Raw genomic sequence first — 21,747 nt, forward strand, 5'->3', positions numbered from 1 at the left:
GCTCGGTTCACGCGAGCCCGATGCGGCGGCGCCGCACGCGCAAGCGGAAGAACCCGCTCGTCGGAAGACCTAGATTTCCTCGCGCGCATTGGTCTGCGCGTCATAGATCCTGATCTGAAGCATGGGAAAACGCTTCTTGAGTTCCTCTGCACCAGCCCTGGCGCCGTCTCGGGTCGTAAATTCACACTTCAGTTGACCGTCCACCTCAAGCGCATAAGCAGAGGCGGGCGATTGTCCTGTGGCTGCAACCATCTTATTCCCATAGTGCGTTGGTAGGACGATTGGGAATGATGGGTACCGTGAGTCGCCCAAAGCACGCCAGGGCCATTTGCCTAACGGCAGGTAGCAACCATCGCGCGCTGTGGACTTCGATGAGACGAACAGGGTGCCGGCGCGCGGAGCGACGGGCCGCGGCTCTTCGCACAATCATCTGCCCCGGGGCGGGTAAGGCCGCTGGCCAAGATCACCAGCCGGGAGCGACGATGGTACAACGACTCCGGAGATCCCGGTGTCGACGGCGGCGCCGTCGAGATTGGGGCGGGTACGAACTTATGAGGATGGGCGCTCTATCGGGCATGTGAATCGGCTACCGCGCGACTTCTTGGGTCATTCACGGCAAGAATCATCCTGCAAGGCGCACCTTGAAGGCGGTGAAATTGTTTGAGGTGTCGATTGTTAGCGACCCTAGCAACGGTCTTGCCCGTGTCGACGCTGTGAAGTCTCACGACGACGAAGGCACCCGCTTTAGCCGCGCCCTTGCTGAACTGGCTGCGGCGGTCCGCGCGTAACTACCTCAACGCCGCGCCGCACAACGTCCCGGCCATTGTACTGGGACGAACGGCGGCGCGCACCTAGGGAAACATATGGAAAAATCGGACTGCATTAATTCAATCATCAGAAAAGCGAACCGGACCATACCGTGGCGGGCGTCGATCGAAAAGAAATGGCCTGACGCTCGCAATTTCACTGCGGCTTGTACACTTCAGAAGATCGTGGACGAGGCGCGCGACTTATCCGCTGACTGGCAGCGGCTTCGGCCATATTTCGTTGATGACTCTTTCGAATCAGCTTGGAATATCGCGTTGACAGCGGCGTGCCGGAACGTCGGTTACAAGGGGCATGTCACCGATATCGAGTCGTTCGTTCGCCACCTTATTAGGTTGCTTCGCGACCCGCAGACGTTCGCGATGGCGGCCTAGGAGGGAGGAGAACGGCATGATTTCGATGGGAGAGCCAATCTACGGTTTCGTTACCAAGGGCGATGGGAAAGCGCTGAAGGCGCAAATTGTCGGTGTGGACGTTGCCGAGAACCGGATGGTGATTTTGTACGAAGATGGCAACGGTAGTTGCGCGCAAAGGTCCTCTTCTGGAGGGGGTCAGTCCTCGGGTCCTTTGCGTACTCCAGATTCGTGAGGATCAAACAGTGGTCGCGATCCATCGGGTAAAGCGTCTGCGAACCCCGCAGCGCTATTCCGGGATCAAGCGGGTACGCGCACGCGCCATCCGTGGGAGGGACCGCGTGGTTGTAGATCGTCACGGGGTGGTCGCTAGTAATGAACTTCACGTCGGAGTCTTCGGCAGAGACAATCTCGGGCACGCCTCCGACCCAGATCGCGCAGTGCAGCATGCAGATGCCCTGCATCTCGAACATCAGTTCGTTCTGCGTGAGATTGGGATATTGGGCCTTGAGCCAGTCCAAGCCCTTCGGCGTACGGAGTTTCTGGATATCGAGAAACTCGAAGAAGTCTTGGAAATGGTCGTGCCATTCGCCAATGTCTGTGCCTATGAAGGCGCGAACCGCTTGCGAGCCCCTGGCGTCGACATCGCCGAATAAGCGGCGCTCAATTTCGTCATTGACGGACGTTCCGAAAAAGGTCGAATACAAGTCCTTCTGGCGAAATGCCAATGAGGTCGGCGTACTGTCCCACGCGCCCCTTTGAGTAATCACGCGGCCGTCCGCCAGGACCTTCCGATCAGGTGTCGTGTCGACGTAGGCAAGCGACGAGCACCCAGGCTCAAAGAACCCCTGTTGATACCATTGCGGGACGTAGTGGTTATTTCTTGTGATCGACACCGCAGCGATTCGCCCGACATTGTGACACCCCAACGCCCTGACCTGACTTCCGTCGCGATTGTCGACTGTCGCATCTTCTCAACCGAGCGGTTATCTTGCAAGGCTAGTTGGCGAGCGCCTCGTGCTGCGTCCGACATATTGAAGGACGGCGCAACGAGGTGTCGTCGCTGCGCAAAATCACGCCACGCTGCCATTGTGCGCAATGTCGATGTCCGGGCCTGAAGAACTCTGCTGCTGCTGCCGGTCCTCTGCCGGCCTGGTTCACGATACCGATGATCGCCATGCGATGATCATCGCCAGTATGATGATGACGCATCGAACGGCATAAGTGCCGATGATCATGATGACCATCGGATACGCAAGCGCAGGTCTGATCGAGGCCGCTTCGTACCAGCCGAGATCTCGGTCGGATCAAGTTTCGTCGAAATCGGTCTCGGTAAGGATGGGCTCTTCGCCGAACGGACGGTTGATGATGGCGAGAGCTTCCGGAGCGGCGTAGACGCGGTTGCGCGCGTATCCGGTCCTCTCTTGCAGAATGCCGGCTTCTTGCAATTGTGCGATGCCCTGATTTATCTGTGCAGGGGAGACATCGAGGAGTTGTCCAAGTCGCTTCGCGGTCACCACTGGATAGTTGTGAAGTTCGTCCAAGGTTCGCAACGCGGCCGAGCCCTTTCGGAATTTTCGTCGCTGCCTCCAGCGCTCAGATAATTCCGACAGCGCCGTCCTGGTTCGGATCAGTTCTTCGACGGTACCGGCTATAGCGTCGGCCATGAATGTGATGATGGGCTCCCAGTCAAGCCGTTGTTGCGCGTGCTTCAGCGAGGCGTAGTACGTACCCTTTTTGCTTTCGATGTAAGGCGATAGGTACAGAGGCACATGCTTCTCCGCCGCCATCATCAGCGGAAGTAAAAGGCGACCGACGCGACCGTTGCCGTCGCGGAATGGGTGTACCGCCTCGAAATGGGTGTGGGCGATCGCCATGCGCGTGATGAACCCTTGCGTCATCTGCTGCATCCCTTCGTTGCGAAGGTAATCAACCGTTTGGGCGAGGCAGCCCGGGACATCGGCGGGGGGCGGAGGGTTGAGACTTGAATACGCGATGTCCTTATTTCCGCCGATCCACACGACGCGGGAGCGGAGGTCGCCGGGAACATCCTGGTAGTCGGGATCGTCCTTCATCACAGCGCGATGGAGATCACTGATCAGGTCCATCGTGAAGACGCTGTAGCCGTGCTTGGCGGCCCTCGGGATGAAGCCATCCAAGGCAACGGCGTAGTTGCGGACTTGGCGCGCTTCGTCCCGGGCGCCATCATCGCCGGTCTCCTCAACGGACAGCAATTCGTCGAGGGTGCTCTGGGTACCTTCGATTGATGAGGAGCTGACCGCCTCACGTCTGGTCAGGACCCGGCTGACGATGTAGGGGTCCTTCATCTGGGCCGCGATGGCGTCGACCTTCCCGAAAGCCGCTTGAGCAGCTTCAAGGGTTTTGGTCGCTCCAGGGGCGAAGACGCCGTCTTCCGGAGGCGCCGGCGGGACGATCCCATAATGGGAATCGTAGGGCGGGGGCAACCTCTTAAGGGTCTCGCGGATGGTGTGGCTGAGATCACTGCGCTTCATGGGAACCCATACCAAGTCCAAGCTTTTCTAGTTATATTTTGGTTTTTTTAGAAAAACCATAGCATGCTGCGATCGCGGACCTGCTTGTTTTGGCTTTACAGGTTCCGAGTCGACTGCGATGTTCGTTATATGTTCTAATCGCCAATGGCCTCCGAAAGACCCGCGAGTTGGCGCATGCCGACCCGAAAACAAATGGACAAGTTGGCTGCTGCCGCTCCCCAAGCCGGCAAGACCGCCTCGATATCGCCTGCGGTCGGTCCGGCAGATCCGATGCCGCCGGAATACTGGCAGGCGATTTTGGACCAAGCTGCCGCCGACGCGCGGCCCGCCCCCAGCTCGGCCGAGGCTCGGCGCCTCTGTGAGATCAACCGGCACGTGTTGCGCGTCGACTGCCGCCGATGCGGGCGCACGGTCGAAATTCAGAAGGTTGACGCCTTGCGGCTATACGGTCCCGAGTTGATCTGGAAGAAGGTGGGGCAGCGGCTCCTCGATGATACCTGCAATCGGAGAACAGGCGGTCACGAGGAAGACGGCTGCTGGGCCTCGTTCTCGTAGTCGCCTCGCGCCTATTCGTCTGCCGGATGAGATAGAAACGCGGCCTCCACCGTCGTTCCGCTCTGGTCTTTCTCTTCTAGGTCTACGGCACTATTGCGAAAGCGCAGCCAAGATTCTCAGGCGAGCAGATGGCCACTACGAGCGATAGCAATATCGCCGGCTCCGCTGAACAACAGCAAAGGCAACATCGGTCCGATGTCGGGATGGGCTTGCACTCGTAGTAACCCCCCGCTGAGTACAGGGCTCAGGAGCTGCGTCATTTGAACCGGTCCTGCTCCAGGCGTGACACTCTACAAACAGGCACTTTCATTTTATGCTCGATCCAGCTGACATCTCCTCTTCGAACAGAATTCCATTCCCATCAAAGGGTGAGAACACGAGAGCGCGACTCGGTCGAGCAAGTGTCCGCTGACTGCACTCCCGCAGATCGAACTTATCCAGGGTTCGGCGCGCTCCGTCAGCTTCTTCTGATCTGGAGATGATTCTCCGCGGCAAAACAGAAAACTGCGCGTAAAAGCTGCTCAATGAGGCCAAGAAACACCCTGCACGAGCGGGGAGAAAGCTTGAGCGAGCTTGCGCGGGAATGCAGACTTACCTCAAGACGGGACTTAATAGTCCTGCCCTTGCTATTTGGGTCGATTGGAGATGCCGAATGGCGGCCTACGCGACATTGGCATCGGTTCTTTCCTCGATCATCTCCAAGTATTCTGGTGTTTATAGGGCGCGTCGCGAGCGCCAGAGAATGCGCGCCTCTTTGTCAGATTTGAGCGATCGGGAATTGATGAATTTCGCCGTCAGCCGGGCTGAGATCGACTATGTCGCCTCCCGCAGACATCGAGTGGCGAGCTAAGTCGTCCTCGCCGAACAACGCGATTTACGTTTGTGGGGCTGGAATATCGGACCCCGACTGTGCTGTGGCAGCATTTTCCTTTATCTTTCTCTTGGCCAGGGACGATTCAAGGCGGTCGCATTCGATCGCCATCCGGAAATGCAGGTCAGCATGCGCTCGAATCAACTGGGCAAAGTGCCACTCGCGGTAGGTTCCGGCTTCTTCTCGAGGCTGGTTGCGACCGTATCGCCGCCTCCGCTGCTATCAGCCTGGTAGTATGTCTTGGCCTTAAGATGGTTCTGCAAGGCGACGGGCCGGTACGGTGCGAAGCTCGTAAAATTGCGCACCGCCTTCATTGCTAGCCGCTCATAGACGGTTGGGTGAAGTTGCGCTGTGTCGGGCACCTGGCGCACCGCCTTTGACCATTTGAGCGCGGTGCCACCCATACCCATCATGCATTCATCGTGCATCATGCCGTCCGCCGACGGATATAATCTTAATAGGTCTCTATCGACCAAGACGCGACCGGTCTCCGGAATCTTCTGGGTGATGAATTCCACCATCCAGGCAAGCGTGATGTCAGACAGGCGAGATTCGTTCTCGGGATAGCTTCCACCGATGTCGGCGTGATTGCCGGCAAACCAGATCTGGTCGAACTGCTCGGGCTCACCCTGTCGCTCCGGCCACTTCACGGTACCGCTTCCACCCCAGGGTACCCGCTTGAAGTCCCTCCGGCCCTCATCGATTGATTGCAGATGCCGGGCGTACTGGATATCGGATGGAAAATGTCGATCGTAAGCCCAGTCTGGAAAAAAGCGTTGCCAACCGATCGCGGCGACAGCGTCCCAAATTCCGATAAAATAGGCGGAAGCCCCTGCACGACGTCCGACCTGTGAGCTGTAGGCATTGCGAAACTGCGCCGCCCGCTTGTCGGCCTCCGCGGCTGCCCTTGGCATTCCAAGCCAGTAGATCGAGGAGACTGCCTCCTTGGCAACTTTCCTCAACGAAGCCGGATCAAGACTGATCGGCTGACCGTCCCGCTCCTTCGTCGGAATACCGCAGAGCTCGAGTACGTGCGCGAGGCACCTCGCCGTATAGGCGCCGCGGCTGAAGCCGAACAGGTAGATACGATCTTCAGGCTCCCAGACGCCGATAATCGCGACATAGCAATCGATGATCTTCTTCGTGATGCCGAATCCGAACATCTGCTGGACAGTCTCTTTCAACCTGCCCCAAGCGTTGGTGTGTCCAGGCACAGGCGTCCCAATACCGGGAATGTAGAGTGCTAATTGCCTCTTTGGGTCGATGATCGAATCCGGCCCGGTACGCGTTGCTCGGTAGAGCTTATAGACGTTCGTGCGGCTCTCGTCAGGCAGGAGACCGCCTTCGTTGCCCGTGCCGTCCGCGAACACCAAGATGTTCTTAGCCATGTCAGTCTGCCTTTATCATGTGACGAGAGGTTCGAGGGATGCATCTGCGACGGTAATGCCGGTCGCATCGGTGAAGATGGCGGCTACATCCCTGGCTTTCTGACGGTATGCGTCGTAGGTGCTTTGGCCCACGAGCGGGATCGCCTCTGCCAGGCTTATCACCTGCCCCTGCTTAGCGGCGATCGCGGCGGCCTTGAGCTTCTGCTCTTCAGAGCGGAGACTGGCAATGGCCGCATTGAGGTCGGAAATGTTCGTCGGTGTCACCAGCTTGCCGCCGATGTAGACGAGCTGGCTAAGTCCGACGATGCCCAGGATCGTGTCCGGAACGACGAAGGTCGAAAGCTGGTTTACGCCCGCCGCGATCAGCCCACCGATCACGACCAGCCCGAATATAAAGCTTTGGTAGCGGTACACATCGAAGACACCGTCAGTGGAGAAGAAGTCACGCCAGCTCGCATTCGACGGATCGACTGACGTCTTTGCCATCGGAAGCCAATTGCGGCGCAGGAGCCATGCCCGATTGTCTGCCGACAACGTGTTCCGTTGGCTGTCAGTGCCCTTTGCTATGGTTGCGCCAATGCCGCTAATGCCCAAGAGCGTCAGGATCGATCCGGACAGATCAACCAACGTTCCGGTCTGAAGGAGAAGCAGCGAAATCAGGGCAGCAACCGCCAGAGAGAAAGCCAGTGTCTGGAAGGTCGACAGACTTCCTTTGCCGTCCGGGCCCGCGGAGACCTGTGCGGGGTTCAACGCGCGCAAGAAAGATCCCAACGTGTGATCCTTCTTGCGGAGTGCAAAGGCTATCCAGAGGTAGAGAACCAGCACCTCGACAAGGACGGTCCCAATGCTGAACCAGTACGGACTGAGGCGGACGCTTACGGATGATACACGCCAGGGCGACTGACCGACTGGGCTGTTGCAGGTGTAGAGATAGAGATCGACCCTACTCCAAAACCAGGCCAGATCGTCGCCCATATTCAATGTGACGATGGTCTGATCGGGCTCGAGCAGATGCTTCTTGACTAAGGCGTCCGTCTCCGTCGCGCGGTGGGTGACGACGTCTTGCCGCTTAAAAAGATAGGTCTCGTCTCCGTAGTCGATGCCCGCGAAATAGCGCACACCATCGACAAACGGCGCGCGCACGCCGACATCGACCCGCTGGTCGGTGGGCAAGAAGTTCGTGGCCAGGACGATTGGGGAGCCTACAGGATTGCGACCAGATCGAAGTTCTACAGCGAACTCTCCGGGCTTGACACATTGCTTCTGCGGATCGCTCGGCGCGATCTGAGGGGCGTTAGCGCCCGCTGACTGCGCAGGGCTCTGTCCGTCACCCTGTGCCGGCTGAGCCTGCTGCCCTCTCGCCGGCGCAGAGAGAAACAGAACCGTTAGCGCGACGTAAACAGCAAGGATACGGGATTGAGCCATTTATTTTCACCGGCAAGCAAAACATCATCATTTACCGGTGATTGTAGAAGCTGCGCAAGCCAACTTACATGTTTCAGCTTCTTTCTCCCCGACTAAAGCCATCAATTGTTGCCGCTAAATCTCTAGAGCTCTAGCCGCAAGCTCAGGAATTCTGTCGATGGAGTCGAGTAAAGGCCTCACCATAGCTTCGACACTAGCGGGGACGACTGGCGCCGCACATTGCTGATCGCGGTAAGCAATTGGCTTCCGTGCTGCGTAATACCAGTTCGATAGTGATTCGCGGCGACCAGAAGAGATTTTTTGCCGAATATCTGCATCGCGTTGTGTTAGCGATGCAAATCGGATCACGCAGTACTGAAAGCATTGCGTGGCACCCCAGCCGCCATCGCGTTCTCGGTATTGCCGCTGGCACCTGAATTGACGATCAAGGACGTGCGCGACGCATTCGCAGGAGCTCCGGTAAGCCCCTCACGTACCGACACAGGGCTTGATCGCGCCGAATATATTCTTGGTTGGAAGGAAACTAAGACTATGGCGACTTACCGTATTGATTGTGTTCGCAAGCCGAACCGCATGAGCCAGCATGAACACATCACGGAGGTGGGTGGACCCAAGCCCGAAGGAGGACGATGGCGGGACAAGGTGGAGAACGTCGTCCATTCTATCGAGAACAAGTACCACCGGTTCTATACGCAAAACGGCAATTCGACGGCCTGGGTTGCCGTGCGAAAAAGCCCCTCGGGACGTAAATTCATTCAGACTTATGCCGATGGGGTCTGGAACGACAATCTTCTCGCCCTCGACGACTGTTCGGCCTAACTCAGCCGCAGTATAGACACGCAATCGATGCCTTGACGAAAAGTCCGGGCCAAAGTCGCTCTCCAACTCGCGATCAAAACTCATTCGGCGCAAACGTCAATGAGCCGAGTGCGGGGCAGTCATCGCCGGAAACCATGTGGCAAGTAAGAGTGTGGGACTCAACTGAGCCCTGCGCCGCGATCCAGCGTGAGTTGGGGCATGCGCGCCGCATTCTGTTGTCGAATGCACGATATGAGCAGCGAACGTGACCTCAGGTTGTACCAGACTGCACGGTGTTCCACGTCTGTTTGGGAGCTTCAATATGAAGAAACTTCTAGGATTTTTGTTGCTCGTTCAATCCGTATTGCTCTCCGCCGAGGCCATGGCGCAAGGGCTTCCTGCCCCCTCTTACTGGAAAAATGAACGCGGCTCTGAACTGTTTGTTTGGTCTACCAATGGCGGGGTACTACAAGGGACCTTCACAAACCATGCCCAAGGTTTCGCCTGCCAGGGCATACCGTATCCTGCATCGGGATCGGTTAGTCCAACCGGCTTGTATTTTGTTGTCACTTTTGCCCAGTGCAATTCCTTCACTAGCTGGGTGGGTACAATCAAGGGATCGCAGATGCCAACGTCATGGACGCTTTTCTACGTTGACAGCAAAGGCAAGCCCCGCAAGCTGAAGGGCGCGGATATATTCAGGCGCGTATGGTAGTTTTCCACCCTAAAGCAACGCAGGCGGACGAGAGCTGAACTGCTCTCAGAGGGTTAGCGCTCCGAAGCAGCGCGTCGGGCTCAGTCCGGCGCATGAGCGCCAGTGGCGCGCCGAACGCGGCAAACTTGGGTCTACTCTCATCTCGAAGAAGAAGAGCTTGAGCATAAGGCCGATCCGCGCCGACCTATCAGAGCTCAGCGATCGTATTCGGCGGTCCGGCTGCCTTCCGTGAACGCTGGTCCTGCTGCAGACCATACATCAGATCACCTGCACAACATTCTTGCTTCCAGCTCTGACATTTCTAGTCGTTCCTGACAGAGCCTCACGAGCGATGTGCTTCAGACGCTCGCGTGCTTTCTCACCTGTATTGGCCGCCTCTAAGATCTTTGCGGCAACGTGAGCGCGAGCGCCGGTCTCATCGCGGGGAAGGCTCGCACAGACCTCATCGAGGACGGATCGTAGAAGCGCAGTTATGGCGGCATCAAGCATTTTCGAGATCTCCCAATGGTGACACAATGATGGACCAGGAGGCTGACGAAAACGCTACAGTCAGATGTCTATTCGAAACTTTGGCACCTTTTCGTTGAACTGAAAGAATCAGGTGGACCAGGACAAGGATTGATAAGCCTGTTTGGAGCGAGTTTGTTTTCAGAGCCCCCGGGGCGACGCTGCTCGACGTGTGAGATAGGTCCTGCACTTTCTCGGGACATCGTCTTAAGTTCGGAGATTGTTCAACGGCAGGAGGGACAGCCACGATCAGGCAGCCGACTGTACCGCCGATACACAACACCGATCACACGTATATCAGGCACCCCGAACCGCCGGACTGGCGCTCCAGGTACCGCGGAAATCCCTGTGGCACGCATGAATGACACCGGCTGCACGCACCGCTTTCCAGATGCCTGCGGGTCTGCCGTCGAACACCAGCACGACGCGACGGCATCAAGTTCAAATAATCCGGCCGGCGCAGATGTGCCCTCCGCGCTGGCTTGGGGCGATCATGATTGGCACGAAATAGCGATCGGTGGTGCTTCAGGCTGCCGCCTGTGGCTTCCATCGCATGAGGTGCCGCTCCAGACCTTGAAGCATGGCATTCAACGCGAGGCCGATCACGGTGATACCCAAGATACCGAAATACATCTGAGGGATCAGGAAGCTGTACTGGCTGTTGATGATGAGGTAGCCAAGGCCAGCCTTCGCCCCGACCATCTCGGACGCCACTAAGACCAGCATCGCGGACGCGCTCGCAAGGCGGATGCCGACAAAGATGGTCGGAAACGCGGCGGGAAGAATAACTTTGCGGAAGAGTTGCTGCGGCGTAGCCCCCATGGTTCGCGCCGATTTGATGAGGAGCGGATCCACCTGCTTTACAGCCGCGACGGTGTTGAGGAGAAGCGGCCAAGCGCAGCTATAGATCACCATGGTGATCTTCGACATCTCGCCGATGCCGAGCAGCAAGATGAACACCGGCAACAGCGCGAGCGGGGCCGTGTTCCGGCAGATCTCGATGAACTGGTTCAGGAGATTGCCGAGGCGCGAATACCAACCGACAGCGAGACCAAGTGGCACGATCAGCACGACTGATATCAGGAAGCCGCTCAAGGCCCGTAGCAGGCTCGCGGAGACATCATCATAGAGCTCTCCAGCAATGCAGCAAAGGGCTCATCCATCAGCAGGACCTCGGGATCGTAGGCGAGACTTCGCGCGATGGCGACGCGCTGCTTCATGCCACCGGAGAGCTCGTGGGGGTACCGGTCGGCGAAGCCGGATAGCCCGACCAGGTCGAGGTAATGCAGCGCGCGTTCGCGCCGCTCCTTCGTCTTTAAACCAGCGATGTCGAGCCCAAACTCGACATTCTGTGCGGCCGTACGCCACGGAAACAACGCGTATTGCTGAAACACGATGCCCCGATCGCGCGCAGGCCCCTCGATCACTTTGCCGTCGAGCAGGATCCGTCCGCTGCTCGGCCGGGTGAGGCCGCCGAGCAGGTCCAGCAGGGTCGACTTGCCGCAGCCGCTCGGTCCCACCAGCGCCAGGAATTCGCCGGCACGGGCGTCCAGCGTGATGTCATCCAGAGCTGTGAAGCCCTGCGCCGGCCTGCCATCCTTGCCGCGGACAAGGAATTCCTTGCGCACATGCTCGAAGCGGATCTTGGACGTGGTCATCTGGCCTCCGCGGTCTTCCCAGGACGGAAATAGTTGAACGCGTTGGTATAGGTATCTGACGCCTTGATCTGACCCGGCTTGAACAAGCCATCCTTCACAAGCCAGTCGATCCACACCTGGATCTCGGCATCCGAGATCATGCCGCCGTTGGCCGCAACGCCCGTGCTCTTCCAGTATTTGATCGAGGAGCCGTCTTCATTGCGCTTGCGATCCGCGATGATCCGCTCGAACCGCGCCGTCACCTCCTCAGCCGGTGCTGTGTGTGCCCATCCGATGGCGCGGGAGACGCCCTCCACGAGCTTGCGGGATGCTTCGGGATTGTCCTTGATGAACTTCTCCCGCAGCACGTAGGAACCGCCGGTGAATTGACCGAATAGATCAGTGTCGTTGAAGAGCGCGTGGATTCCGCCGCGCTCCAGAGCTTTGTCGCGCAAGATGCCGCTCAGCGTGCTCACCTCGACCTGTCCCTGACGCAGCGCCTGCTCGCCCGTGACGGGCGGCACCGCGACCAGGGTGACCTGCTTGGCCTCGCTTGCGCTAAGGCCGTTCCGCGCCAGATATTCGCGAAGGACGAACTCCAAGTGGGCGCCCAGCGTATTGACGGCCACCTTCTTGCCAATCAGGTCTCGCGCCGTCTTGATCGGGCTGTCGTCCTTGACGTAGTAGCCTTGGTAAGTGTTGGCGTCCGAGCCGTAGTAGCCGACGACGGCCTTGATCGGTGCCCGCGCCGAGATCAGCTTGAGGATCGCGCCATAGAAGGCGCCCCCGATGTCGATATCGCCGGTCACGACAGCCTGGATATCCTGCGGCCCGCTGATGGTGTTGCCGACCCATTTGAGCTTCAGCGGCGCGAGATAGCCGAGGTCCTCGGCAAGCTCGATGAACGTCACCTGCCCGACCCAACCCTGGTAGCGGATCTCGGTCTTCTCAAAGCGGTGGCTCAGCGAAAGCCGGGGCCATCAGGCCAAGGCTCAATGCACCTGCGAGCAGAAGCCGCGCGGCGTCGTGCCCCGCACGAAGGAATTTGATCATTGCATGCATCCTGGTGGTTGCTCGGATCGGATCAGGCGGCCTTCGCCGCCTGCGGCTTCGATGTCTTGATGCGGGTCACGCTGCGGCGGCCATCGACGCTGAGCGGAACGTCGCCATCGATCGTGGCGCGGCGGACCACCCGGTGCTGATCACCGTAGTCGTTGACCGCATAGTGCTGGGTCGCGCGATTGTCCCAGATCGCGACGTCACCGGCTTTCCAGCTCCATCGCACGGTGTTTTCCGGCGCCGTGATGTGGGACTGGAACAGGTCGAACAACTTCTGCCCGTCATATTTCGGCAGGCCGACGAAACGCTGGACGAAGTTGCCGAGCACCAGCGTCCGCTCGCCGGTCTCCGGATGAACCCGCACCACCGGATGCTCGGTCTCATAGATCGTGCCGGTGAAGACTTCCTCGAAATGCTTCCTGTCCGCCTCACTCGCGCGGGTCCTCACCGCGTAATCATAGGCATTGCTGTGAACCGCCCAAAGCTCCTCAGCGAGCTTGCGCAAGGGGGCCGGTAGATCGAGATACGCCGCCGCGGTGTTCGACCACACTGTGTCGCCGCCGAAGGCCGGAATCACAACGCCTCGCAGCACGGAGATCTTCGGATAAGCATCGACGAACGTCACGTCCGTGTGCCATTGGTCCGCGCGACCGCCGCCGCGCTCCGAATCCAGCTCCAGAATCGATGACGTTCCCTTGGTTGCGCCCACGGTCGGATGTGGCACCAGCTTGCCGAGCCTGACGGCGAAGCGCTCCTGCTCCGCGTCATCCAGATGTGCCTGATCGCGGAAGAAGATGACCTTGTGCTCGAGCAGCACCTGATTGATGGCACGAACAACGTCGTCGGGGAGATCCCCTGACAATCTGACGTTCTTGATTTCGGCTCCGAGCCGGGCCGCGCGCTTGACGATGTCCGCACGGGGAATGACGTTGTCGATGATGGTAATATTGCTCATGATTGTGCTCTCGATTGGGATGTCTGAACAAAGCTCCGCCGCGCGCTGGTCGCCCGAGCAACAGCGGAGTTAGGGATGGAGTTATTTTCTGGCTTCGATCCTAGTGGACCGCGATGCGCTCCGGCGGTCGGCGAACAGGCCGCTGTAGCCGATGCGCGGTGATACAGCTCTCCGTCGTCGCGTCTGCACAGCGCAGCGCGTTCAGAGCCGAAGCCGGCTGCAACGCTTTGCGAAGGACGCAGATTTGATCGGATTGCCGCATGATGAACGACCTCGTTTGGACACCGCAGATCGTAAAAGCGATCGCAATCCAGTCAATGAAACGAAATCAGCTTTGTTTTTGCTGCAAGGCAATGATCGCCTCGCCCGTGACCCAACCGCTGAAAGATTTGCAATCGTGACCGGCCGGCCCGCAATTTCGACTGCTTCGCGGACCACAAAATCGGACCGAATGACGCGCGGAAGCACCTCAATCTATGCTGTGTCTCGTGCGCGCGCACGCAGTCGTCTGCGATGGATGGCCATCTCACGCGGTTCGTGCTGGCCCGCCACACAACAAAGCAAATTCATTTCATCGCCAGAGCTGACGCTCACCAGCCAGCCCATCGACGGCTTTTTGTTCGTGAGCTCATCGTACGCGATTGCCCCCAACAGCTCAGACTTCTAGCTCAACACCGTTAGAAGATGATCGCGCGCCTGATGGGATGAGTTGAATCGAAGGTTCGCTCAAACAACTTGAGCAGCTCGCGCGTGAAGTGGTGCCCTTCATTCTTCAGATCACGAAAAACCGGGTCATCCCGCTGCTCTTTGGTGAGCCCCTTAAGATGCTCACGAATTTCAGGTTTCTCCAGTTGGTTCAGAAATCGGTCGTAACTCCTCAAGACCTGCCGACAATCGTGCTTACCGCAGATGTCGAGCAAACGATCGATGACAGTCATGTTGAACAGCTTCTCGAGCTCCTCTATCTTCTTGTCGCGCCGGAGATCGGCAGTCGCCGCAACGCTGAACAAGCCGCCGGCGTAAAGCAGCTTGCGGGAAAAAATGAGCTTTATATTTCTAATGCCCCAGGGCTTCTTCTTCGGACCCTCGACCGTCTTGAACTCGTAATCCACGGCCATGGTCCGATAATAACGAACAATGTCGTTGAGCAAAAACAGCGCGAGCTGATGATCGGTGATGGTGTCGGCTATATATCGCTCTAGGATCGATCTACGAACGCTCTTGAGCCCGGCATCGTTGAACAGCCATTCGCCTTCCAGCAGGAGGAGCATGCGCCGCGTGATGTTCTGGTTGCTGTCGTTTTCCCCGCCGATATTGTGCAGAAGGGTTTCTCGCGGCTCGATTTTTGCGAAAGCCCCATCCTCCGCGGGTTCAATCGGCACAACCCGTTCAATCTCGGATTTTACCTTGTGTACCCAATCGGGCGTTTCCTCCGGTTTCGGCCCGGTGGTTACGACATAGAAGTCGATATCAGATCCCTCTGAAGCTTCCCGCCGCGCATAGGAGCCGTTAACGAAGACCATTTCGTCCGAGGGCACCAGATCTTTGATATTGCTCCGCAACTTTTCAAGTTGTTTCTCGGAATAATGCTTTGCTCGTTCAATCGCCTCGGTCACCAAACAGATCTCCCATTTCGTGCACTTCCTTCATTTCATGAAGGTCGACTTGCAGCGCCGCGGATCTCCGTGTTTGCAAATAGCGCTTTTTATCGTCTCGCTCAAAGAAATCGCTATTCTGGTCCACGAAGAATCTTCTTATCGTAACTCCGATAGTTCCGCTAACGGACCTGGTAACCAACTCGTCAAAATTCCTACTTCTCAGCAAGTTGCGGAGCCCAGGCAACTTTCTGAAGATGGCATCCTCAGTAGAGAAATAATCCTCCCGTTCAATGTCAGCCAAGTGCTGCCTCATGAAAACCTGGCAAGCCAGATCAGCCAATACACCTGCCTTCGAATTGATGACATGCGTATAGATCTGATCCTTGTATAACCAGAATTGATCGACCGTTTGCCGGTCGGCGGCGCTAGACCTGTTTACTGCGGCAGCGACAACGAGCTCGGGGGCCAAGGGACTGATCGAGGGCCTCGTATATGCTCTCGTTCTAAGAATTCCTTCGATCGTGTCAAAATTGATCGGACCAGAGAAGAAGCCGTGGTAGCTGGCATCTTGCCCCGAGATGAGGGCGATCACTCTGTCGGCATCTATTCCGTAAGTTCGCAAAGTCTGCGAAAGTGATTGACCAATGGAAACGCGACCCCTGATAATGTCCTTCGTGGCTTCATGATGATCGATTTCAAACAGCTCCTTGAAGACCGGCTCCAGGGAGTGCGAGAGCGGCGCGTGGCCCACGTCATGCAGAGCGGCAGCCGCGAAGATAAGTCGTCGGTCATGATCGGGTAATCCGCAGGCGCGGCTGTACATGAGACTGAGCCGCGCGACACCTAAACTATGCTGGTAGCGCGTGTAGCGCGTATTGCCCCAAACACCATTCGGATTTTGCACGAGAACGTAATCGATACCCCCGAGGAACCTGATGGAACGAAGACGCTGGAATGCTGGCGTGGAAACTATCTCAAGCAGGAACGGATCCTCCACGCCCCAGGATTTCAAATCCATAGGATTTGAGAAATCATAGGCGTGGAGATCGTCGGCACTCATATGCGCCGAAGGAAATGAACTTTGTATCACTTAGCATCCGATCTGTTCGGATGGTATTTTAGCATGTCGGCGCGTCGGTCAAAGTAAAATTCCCCATCGGCGACTCTCGCGACCATCTCTCTGAGGATCGGCACTCCCCAGCTCGTCGTCAACCGCCCGGATGCACTCGGAGACTATCTTTTCGCGCAAGGATCAACGCTGGCCTGTGCTCAGGTCCGAGGTAAGTGGCGGCTCCAACTGACACACGTTCGTCTGGCTTAGATCGACCGAGAGACCTTGTCGGCTGACCTCGGATGCCGCGGTGGATGTGGCGGAGAAAGGGATCCGGGCACAGCCAGGTTCTGTCAAAACTCGATTTTGGTAGTCAGCGCTGCATACTTCTGTTTTAGCTCGGCTTGCCGCGCACTGATGTGGGCGATCTATACTGAATTTGCACTTTAGAGCTCGCGCTTGATCGCGGTTTTGCCATGAAATGCGTCAACGGCGCGCGCGCATGCTTTATGAGGAGCGACCGAACACGCACGGAGCGTAGGCGTCCGCGCCGCAGCACAATACGGGATCTGGCAGCGGCATCATTCCGCGTCACGCGCGATGTCGCTAGTTGCGCGGGAATATTGAAATAATGGCCAGCCTTTCCAACTCAGCAATGCTCGCGAACCTTAAGGGCAAAAAAGATTTGAGACTTACCTCGGATCCAGAACCAAGCTCATCTCGCGGATTTTTCCATCGATCTTTTCGAGGACAGCCGTCGGAACAACATCCCGCTCAGGAAGCTTCCACCAAAGATCGTTCACCGATGAAACGACTTGCTTGACGGCCGAGATGACGGCGGGATCCGGTAGCCGCGCCCGGTTGGCAAACTTCCGCCAACGATCCGGAGTAAGTGCCTTGAAGGACTTCTCGCCTCCCAATGACAGCGCCATGTCGTCCTTTGGAAAATAGGCCGTGGTCGACAGCACGTCGTACACTGGGGCGATGGCCGGAGTGCAACCGTCGCCCGGATAGATCGTGGACCAATTTTTCAAGTGCATGTCTCCGTTCCCGACAAGCGCGGCAAGAGCCAGGCGGCGAACAAATTCGAGTGCGGCATCTGTCGACACCGCAACATTCAGTGCGGAGGCGATATCGTGGTATGAAGCGTCGTCGTACTTTTTGGATGGTTGCCGGCCGAAAACCTGAGCAAAGTCTTCGATATGTATCCGACTGCCTTCGGGGCCCCTATCGAAACGCTTCACCAACAGAACCTTACCGGTTGAGAGGGTGTTGAACTCTTCGGGTATTTCCTCGAAATCGGATTTTTCAACAAGCTCTCGTTGAGGCACATCCATACCGATGGCCTCCGAGAGTGCCAGGATGGCGAACTCATTTTCCGACAATCCGACAAGATTGGTTGAAGGGAATTTCGCAATGTATTGGCCCTGCTCGTCGCCGATGGACAAGGTTAGTCCGCCTGCCCTGCCCGTGTTCTTCATCACAGAGAGCTTCATCTGAACTCCGGCCAGAGAAAAGCGAGCTTTGATCGCATGCAGATCGTCTTGAGCAGCTCTCGTGGTGGTGCCGTCGCTCGGCACGACGCGCACGGCGCCCGGCAAGTCCGTGCCAAGCGCAGCCAGCAGGTCGAAATCGTTACCCGGCCTCACCGCTCCTGCGTGGTGCTTCTCCATTGCCTCGCGGAGCCTGTCCTCAGGCAACATGTTCGCAAAGAATGCCGGCAAGACGTGCGCCGCGGGCTTCGGATCTTTGCGAAGGCCACCGTCGACAGAGCGCAAGGAAAGACTCAAGATGGGAGGCCTCGCCATGGCTCGATAGGCTGGATCGAGGCTGAAGGCGTTGAAATCGCCCGGGGTGCGTACCAGCGTTCCGACCTGTAGCTTTTGAAGGAACACGTCGAGCGATTGGATGGTTTTGGGGGCGCGGACCTGGACACTCATTGATCATCGTCCCGATCGGTTGTGAAGGCCGGCCGGTCTTCGTCGTCGGAAGGGCGAAGCAGAGCATTGACGCCCGGGACCATTGCTTGTGGGATCAGCATCAACTCCATACCCAGCGCGCGGGCGACGTTGATCAGGGTCGTGGCACGCGCGGCGGCCGCGCCCTGCTCGATATCACGGTAACGAGGCCTGGAAATCCCGGCGCGTTCGGCCACCTGCTCTTGAGTCAGACCCGCTTGTTTCCTGGCATCCCGGAGGAGGCGCCCTAGCTGGAAGGTGGTCTCCGAACCGCGCTCCATGAGCTGTACTCGTACCTTTTGTTCAAACAAAGATACGTATACATATCCCCCCAGGTATCAGCGTCAAGCCATTATGTTCCGTTTATGTATCTTTTTTACAACAAAGATCCATAAACGTATCATTTAGGGCGGTGGATAATACCTCCTCGGTAATTCAGCGCAACGGCCGGCAGCGATTAGCCACACCGTATCGAAGGACAGGAGTTCCGATGCCGCGCGCGACGGATCTTCGGCGATACGGAAGCCGCTTAAGACCCACTCCCGCGGCGAGAGCGGTCGATTGGCTATCGGCGTTCACGCCTCCCTCTCGGCTGGTGGTGTCTTCGGGCTACCTCGACCACCGGCATCGTTACGCCTGTCGAGACACATCTGGTCGACGGGACGAGAGACAATCTGGTCACCGATCTCATCAACTCCGCCATTGACGCTACCCTCGTGGCGGAGCCGGTTCCAAGATGGAGCGACAGGCCGTTGTTAGTCTGGAGCGAACGCGTTGTTGTCGCTCTTCCAGAGAATCATTCATTGGAGGCGCGAACGATGGCTGCACGCGCTCATCCACAGTAGGTTCGCCATCGTTGCATTGTGCTTTTGGTACGGCGCAGTGTGACGGCAGGTTGTTGTCCCCCCATAAATCCGTGCTCGGCTTGTGCGTGCGAAAGCCCCACAGATTAACGGGTATTCGTCCTATTTGTACGCCATAGCCACCCGGCAGCCCTACCCCAGCTCTAGCTTCCTTCCTTGCTAAGGAAGCCCAATATCTTTTTGCCTCGTTCAGTCGAAGACACGGGCGACGAGGACGAAATCACTCGGATCGATGTATTTGGGTTGCGAGGTAATAGGAAAATGTCGCGTGATGTGAAACGCAAGAACCGTGGCATGCCGCCGCCAGCGACGTTCGATTTCGATAAGCTGCCGGGCAGCTCCAATTTGACGGCACTGGAGGTCGCCGCGATCGTCCGGCGTACGCCTGGAGCGCTCGAGCAATGGCGACGCAATCCGGACCACCCGTTGAGATGGCGCTACGTCGATGGACGCCCGCTCTATCGCGTCGATGCAGTGCGCGACTATTTGGATGGGTGCGATAAAACTGTTAGGCGCCCTCAGCCGCATAATGCTCGCGGAGACGACCCAGCAGTTCGGCCTTAATAGCGTCGAGCGGATTCGTCCGCTGCAGCCGCACGACCTTGCCGACCCGTTTCGCGCCGACCAACTGCGCGATGTAGTCATGTGCAGCTTCAAACGCCATCTTGCGGATGATCCACTGTTCGTCGTGGTTGTAGACCTGATCGATGCCCCGCGGCTTTTGCCCGACGCACAGCCGCTGGATCTCGTTGTCGTAGCCGCACCGTGACATGATGGTGCGCAAGCTGCGCCTTAAATCATGCATGGTGAATCTGGCGACACCTGCTTCCTTCACCAGGCGGCTAACCATCTTGGTAAAACCCGACATCTGGCCGCCGGTCTTCGGTGACGGGAAGACATAGTCGGAGGTTGCCCGCTGGAAGTATTTCGCCGCAGAGAGCACCTCGTCAACGAGGTGGGTGCGTGGTACGTCGTGGTGCAGCCCCATCTTGGTCCACGCCGCATCGAAGGTAACGCGATCATCCATGATGTACTTTCGCCACTCGATTGTGGTTGGCTCGCTTCGCCGCGGGCCGCTGAGCAGGCACATGCGCGTCAATAGCCCAAACGCTCCAAGCTTGCCGGCCGCCTGCCAGACCTTGATGATCTCGTCGTCGGTCAGCGCCCGTCCTTTTGTGCGACGGCCGAGCCGCTGCGCCCGGGTTTCCTTCGGCGCGCGATAGCCGGCGAGCACGTTGTGCTCGACGTAACCTTCACCGACACACCATTCGAGGAATGTGTGGGCGTGCTTGCGCAAGTCCTTGGCTGCGCCGCGCTTGCCAGTCTTGGCGATCTTATCCACCGCCGCCATGATTTGCCGCCGCGTCAGTTCGCCGATGGCGAGATCGACATGAGCCTTGAGACCGCGCCTGAGCGCCGACATCGCTGGCTTCCAGTTGACGACTTGGCGTCCAGTCAGCGATGTTTCGTAGGGGCCGTCCTCAACGATCAGGTTCGCCAGCGTGATGCACTCCCGCTCGGCCTGCTGTTGTCGTTTGGCCTCACGCTTGGCGTCGTTCGGATCGCCCCCCTTGGCCACCTCGCCGGCGGCGATGGTGGCGGCCTGGCGCGCGGCTTTCTCGTTGAACTTGGGCCATGCACCCAACGTCTTGCGTTGCGTGCCCCTCGCCCCAGGCTTGGTGAACAGGTAGACCCAAGTCCGGCCGCCAGTCGCGCGCATCCTGATCGCAAACCCAGGCTGCTCGGTGTCGTGTAAGTAGTGCTGGGACTTGCCCGACGGCAGCGCGGCCGCGCGGATCGCCGCATCAGTGAGCCTGAAGTAGTTCGTCCTCGCTCCAGCGCTGAGGGCTTTGTCGCTCGCTTCCATCGTCCCTACCCTTTCCTTTTGTCCCGCTCCCGCGACATCCCAGGCGAGAGCCGATAAATCGATGACAACCCGTTCGCTTCACGTTCCTCTATTGTGCCCGCAGGGAAAAATCACGGCGGGTACAACGGGGGCATACAAAAATATGGGATGTCCCGCCATGGACCATTGCGGTCGCATATGGACAGCTAGCCCCCTTAAGGCAGACACTTGTGCAACTTTACTGTGGCGGGATTTGGTTGGCTGCGATCTACAGATTGTGGTTCACACGGGAGAGGTCCAAGGTTCGATCCCTTGTGCGCCCACCATTCATTTTCCTGAACCCTTCCGGTTGCGAATGATCGTCGACGCTGATGGCGTTGGGCGACCCCAAGCTCAACCAAAATGCGAAAACAACCCCATGCACAGTAGCCGACGTCAGCCGGATCAAGGGGTTAGGCTTCTACGACTTTTCCGAATCTCCGATTGACTCGTCGGGCAAAACAGGGGCAGGATGGCATCATCCGCGAAGAAGCCCGCGACGATGAGTTGGAACGAAGCCGAGATCGTCGCGGCCCGTCGCAAGATACTCAAATCCGCACAAGACATGCTGGCTGGACAGCTCTCTTCAATCGAGTGCGCACGGACCATTGTTACCGCCGGCACGAAAGCACGCCTCGACGAGCGGGACGTCGACCTGCTGCCCTTTGTCGGCATTGTTTCCGAGACAGACGCGCTACCCCTTTGGTGAGATGAGAAAGCAGCCGATGGCGCTCGCCCGCCGATCCCGGCAACGTGAGCGACGACCAACATCGGAAACGCGCGCGGGCAAT

20 protein-coding genes and 1 pseudogene are annotated in these 21,747 nt (G+C 58.0%); 7 read left to right on the plus strand and 14 right to left on the minus strand.

Translation table 11 applies throughout. The annotated features are described in order from the left end of the window. Positions 1–69 precede the first annotated feature (69 nt). Entirely contained in the window at positions 70–252 is a 183-nt protein-coding gene (locus IVB12_RS35620; protein WP_247307147.1) for a hypothetical protein, read from the minus strand. A 611-nt stretch (positions 253–863) separates the two neighbouring features. Here IVB12_RS35620 and IVB12_RS35625 point away from each other — a divergent pair. After that, positions 864–1,199, plus strand: a complete 336-nt coding sequence (locus IVB12_RS35625; RefSeq protein ID WP_247307150.1) for a hypothetical protein — start codon at positions 864–866, stop codon at positions 1,197–1,199. A 50-nt stretch (positions 1,200–1,249) separates the two neighbouring features. Here the strand turns inward: IVB12_RS35625 and IVB12_RS35630 are convergent, their stop codons facing one another. Both IVB12_RS35630 and IVB12_RS35635 read right to left on the minus strand, forming a co-directional pair. Then, positions 1,250–2,074, minus strand: coding sequence for a DUF4238 domain-containing protein (locus tag IVB12_RS35630; protein ID WP_247307152.1), 825 nt, complete (start codon positions 2,072–2,074; stop codon positions 1,250–1,252). A 411-nt stretch (positions 2,075–2,485) separates the two neighbouring features. After that, positions 2,486–3,691 (minus strand): Fic/DOC family N-terminal domain-containing protein, encoded by a 1,206-nt coding sequence (locus IVB12_RS35635; protein WP_247307154.1) that lies wholly within the window; start codon positions 3,689–3,691, stop codon positions 2,486–2,488. Between the two features lie 174 nt (positions 3,692–3,865). On the opposite strand from IVB12_RS35635, the gene IVB12_RS35640 reads away from it, so the two are divergent. Both IVB12_RS35640 and IVB12_RS35645 read left to right on the plus strand, forming a co-directional pair. Next, positions 3,866–4,246 carry a hypothetical protein gene (locus IVB12_RS35640; protein ID WP_247307156.1) on the plus strand — a complete coding sequence of 127 codons (381 nt, stop codon included), beginning with the start codon at positions 3,866–3,868 and terminating at the stop codon, positions 4,244–4,246. A gap of 652 nt (positions 4,247–4,898) precedes the next feature. After that, the gene (locus tag IVB12_RS35645) at positions 4,899–5,096 is read left to right on the plus strand and encodes a hypothetical protein (protein WP_247307158.1); all 198 of its coding nucleotides are present in this window, start codon (positions 4,899–4,901) and stop codon (positions 5,094–5,096) included. Between the two features lie 161 nt (positions 5,097–5,257). Here the strand turns inward: IVB12_RS35645 and IVB12_RS35650 are convergent, their stop codons facing one another. Together IVB12_RS35650 and IVB12_RS35655 are read right to left on the minus strand one after the other, a co-directional pair. Next, complete coding sequence (locus tag IVB12_RS35650) at positions 5,258–6,505, minus strand: DUF2235 domain-containing protein (protein WP_247307160.1); 1,248 nt, start codon at positions 6,503–6,505, stop codon at positions 5,258–5,260. Positions 6,506–6,520: 15 nt separating this feature from the next. Continuing rightward, positions 6,521–7,930, minus strand: a complete 1,410-nt coding sequence (locus tag IVB12_RS35655) for a hypothetical protein (RefSeq protein WP_247307162.1) — start codon at positions 7,928–7,930, stop codon at positions 6,521–6,523. A 363-nt stretch (positions 7,931–8,293) separates the two neighbouring features. Between IVB12_RS35655 and IVB12_RS35660 the strand changes: the two genes are divergently transcribed. Next, on the plus strand, positions 8,294–8,749 hold the full coding sequence (locus IVB12_RS35660; protein ID WP_247307165.1) for a DUF3892 domain-containing protein: 456 nt from the start codon (positions 8,294–8,296) through the stop codon (positions 8,747–8,749). A gap of 301 nt (positions 8,750–9,050) precedes the next feature. Further along, positions 9,051–9,443: an avidin/streptavidin family protein gene (locus IVB12_RS35665; protein WP_247307169.1), complete on the plus strand. Its 393-nt coding sequence runs from the start codon at positions 9,051–9,053 to the stop codon at positions 9,441–9,443. A 1,032-nt stretch (positions 9,444–10,475) separates the two neighbouring features. Here the strand turns inward: IVB12_RS35665 and IVB12_RS35675 are convergent. The 4 genes and pseudogenes from IVB12_RS35675 to IVB12_RS35690 all read right to left on the minus strand — a co-directional run bounded on the left by IVB12_RS35675 (position 10,476) and on the right by IVB12_RS35690 (position 13,601). Next, on the minus strand, positions 10,476–11,021 hold the full coding sequence (locus IVB12_RS35675) for an ABC transporter permease (protein WP_247307172.1): 546 nt from the start codon (positions 11,019–11,021) through the stop codon (positions 10,476–10,478). A gap of 68 nt (positions 11,022–11,089) precedes the next feature. Beyond that, a pseudogene (locus IVB12_RS35680) lies at positions 11,090–11,608 on the minus strand (ATP-binding cassette domain-containing protein); the annotation flags it as partial. After that, the gene (locus IVB12_RS35685) at positions 11,605–12,498 is read right to left on the minus strand and encodes an ABC transporter substrate-binding protein (RefSeq protein WP_247307175.1); all 894 of its coding nucleotides are present in this window, start codon (positions 12,496–12,498) and stop codon (positions 11,605–11,607) included. The gene IVB12_RS35685 and the pseudogene IVB12_RS35680, both read right to left, overlap by 4 nt. 173 nt (positions 12,499–12,671) lie before the next feature. Next, entirely contained in the window at positions 12,672–13,601 is a 930-nt protein-coding gene (locus IVB12_RS35690; RefSeq protein WP_247307180.1) for a TauD/TfdA family dioxygenase, read from the minus strand. A gap of 260 nt (positions 13,602–13,861) precedes the next feature. Between IVB12_RS35690 and IVB12_RS35695 the strand changes: the two genes are divergently transcribed. Then, complete coding sequence (locus IVB12_RS35695) at positions 13,862–14,002, plus strand: hypothetical protein (protein ID WP_164719086.1); 141 nt, start codon at positions 13,862–13,864, stop codon at positions 14,000–14,002. A gap of 276 nt (positions 14,003–14,278) precedes the next feature. Here IVB12_RS35695 and IVB12_RS35700 read toward each other — a convergent pair whose 3' ends face one another. The 5 genes from IVB12_RS35700 to IVB12_RS35720 form a co-directional block, all read right to left on the minus strand. Continuing rightward, positions 14,279–15,217 (minus strand): nucleotidyltransferase domain-containing protein, encoded by a 939-nt coding sequence (locus IVB12_RS35700; RefSeq protein ID WP_247307184.1) that lies wholly within the window; start codon positions 15,215–15,217, stop codon positions 14,279–14,281. Further along, a complete protein-coding gene (locus IVB12_RS35705; protein WP_247307186.1) occupies positions 15,201–16,289 on the minus strand; it encodes an HD domain-containing protein in 1,089 nt (362 codons plus the stop codon). Before IVB12_RS35705 ends, IVB12_RS35700 begins: the two co-directional genes overlap by 17 nt. Positions 16,290–16,942: 653 nt before the next feature. After that, on the minus strand, positions 16,943–18,190 hold the full coding sequence (locus tag IVB12_RS35710) for a HipA domain-containing protein (RefSeq protein ID WP_247307189.1): 1,248 nt from the start codon (positions 18,188–18,190) through the stop codon (positions 16,943–16,945). Next, the gene (locus IVB12_RS35715) at positions 18,187–18,489 is read right to left on the minus strand and encodes a helix-turn-helix transcriptional regulator (protein ID WP_346015850.1); all 303 of its coding nucleotides are present in this window, start codon (positions 18,487–18,489) and stop codon (positions 18,187–18,189) included. The genes IVB12_RS35710 and IVB12_RS35715 overlap by 4 nt, the downstream gene beginning before the upstream one ends. A gap of 1,090 nt (positions 18,490–19,579) precedes the next feature. After that, the gene (locus IVB12_RS35720) at positions 19,580–20,938 is read right to left on the minus strand and encodes an integrase arm-type DNA-binding domain-containing protein (RefSeq protein WP_247307191.1); all 1,359 of its coding nucleotides are present in this window, start codon (positions 20,936–20,938) and stop codon (positions 19,580–19,582) included. Positions 20,939–21,428: 490 nt separating this feature from the next. Here IVB12_RS35720 and IVB12_RS35725 point away from each other — a divergent pair, with 490 nt between their 5' ends. Continuing rightward, entirely contained in the window at positions 21,429–21,665 is a 237-nt protein-coding gene (locus IVB12_RS35725; RefSeq protein ID WP_247307194.1) for a hypothetical protein, read from the plus strand. The last annotated feature ends 82 nt before the right edge of the window (positions 21,666–21,747 follow it).

Source organism: Bradyrhizobium sp. 179, assembly GCF_023073535.1.
In the GTDB taxonomy this organism is placed as follows: domain Bacteria; phylum Pseudomonadota; class Alphaproteobacteria; order Rhizobiales; family Xanthobacteraceae; genus Bradyrhizobium.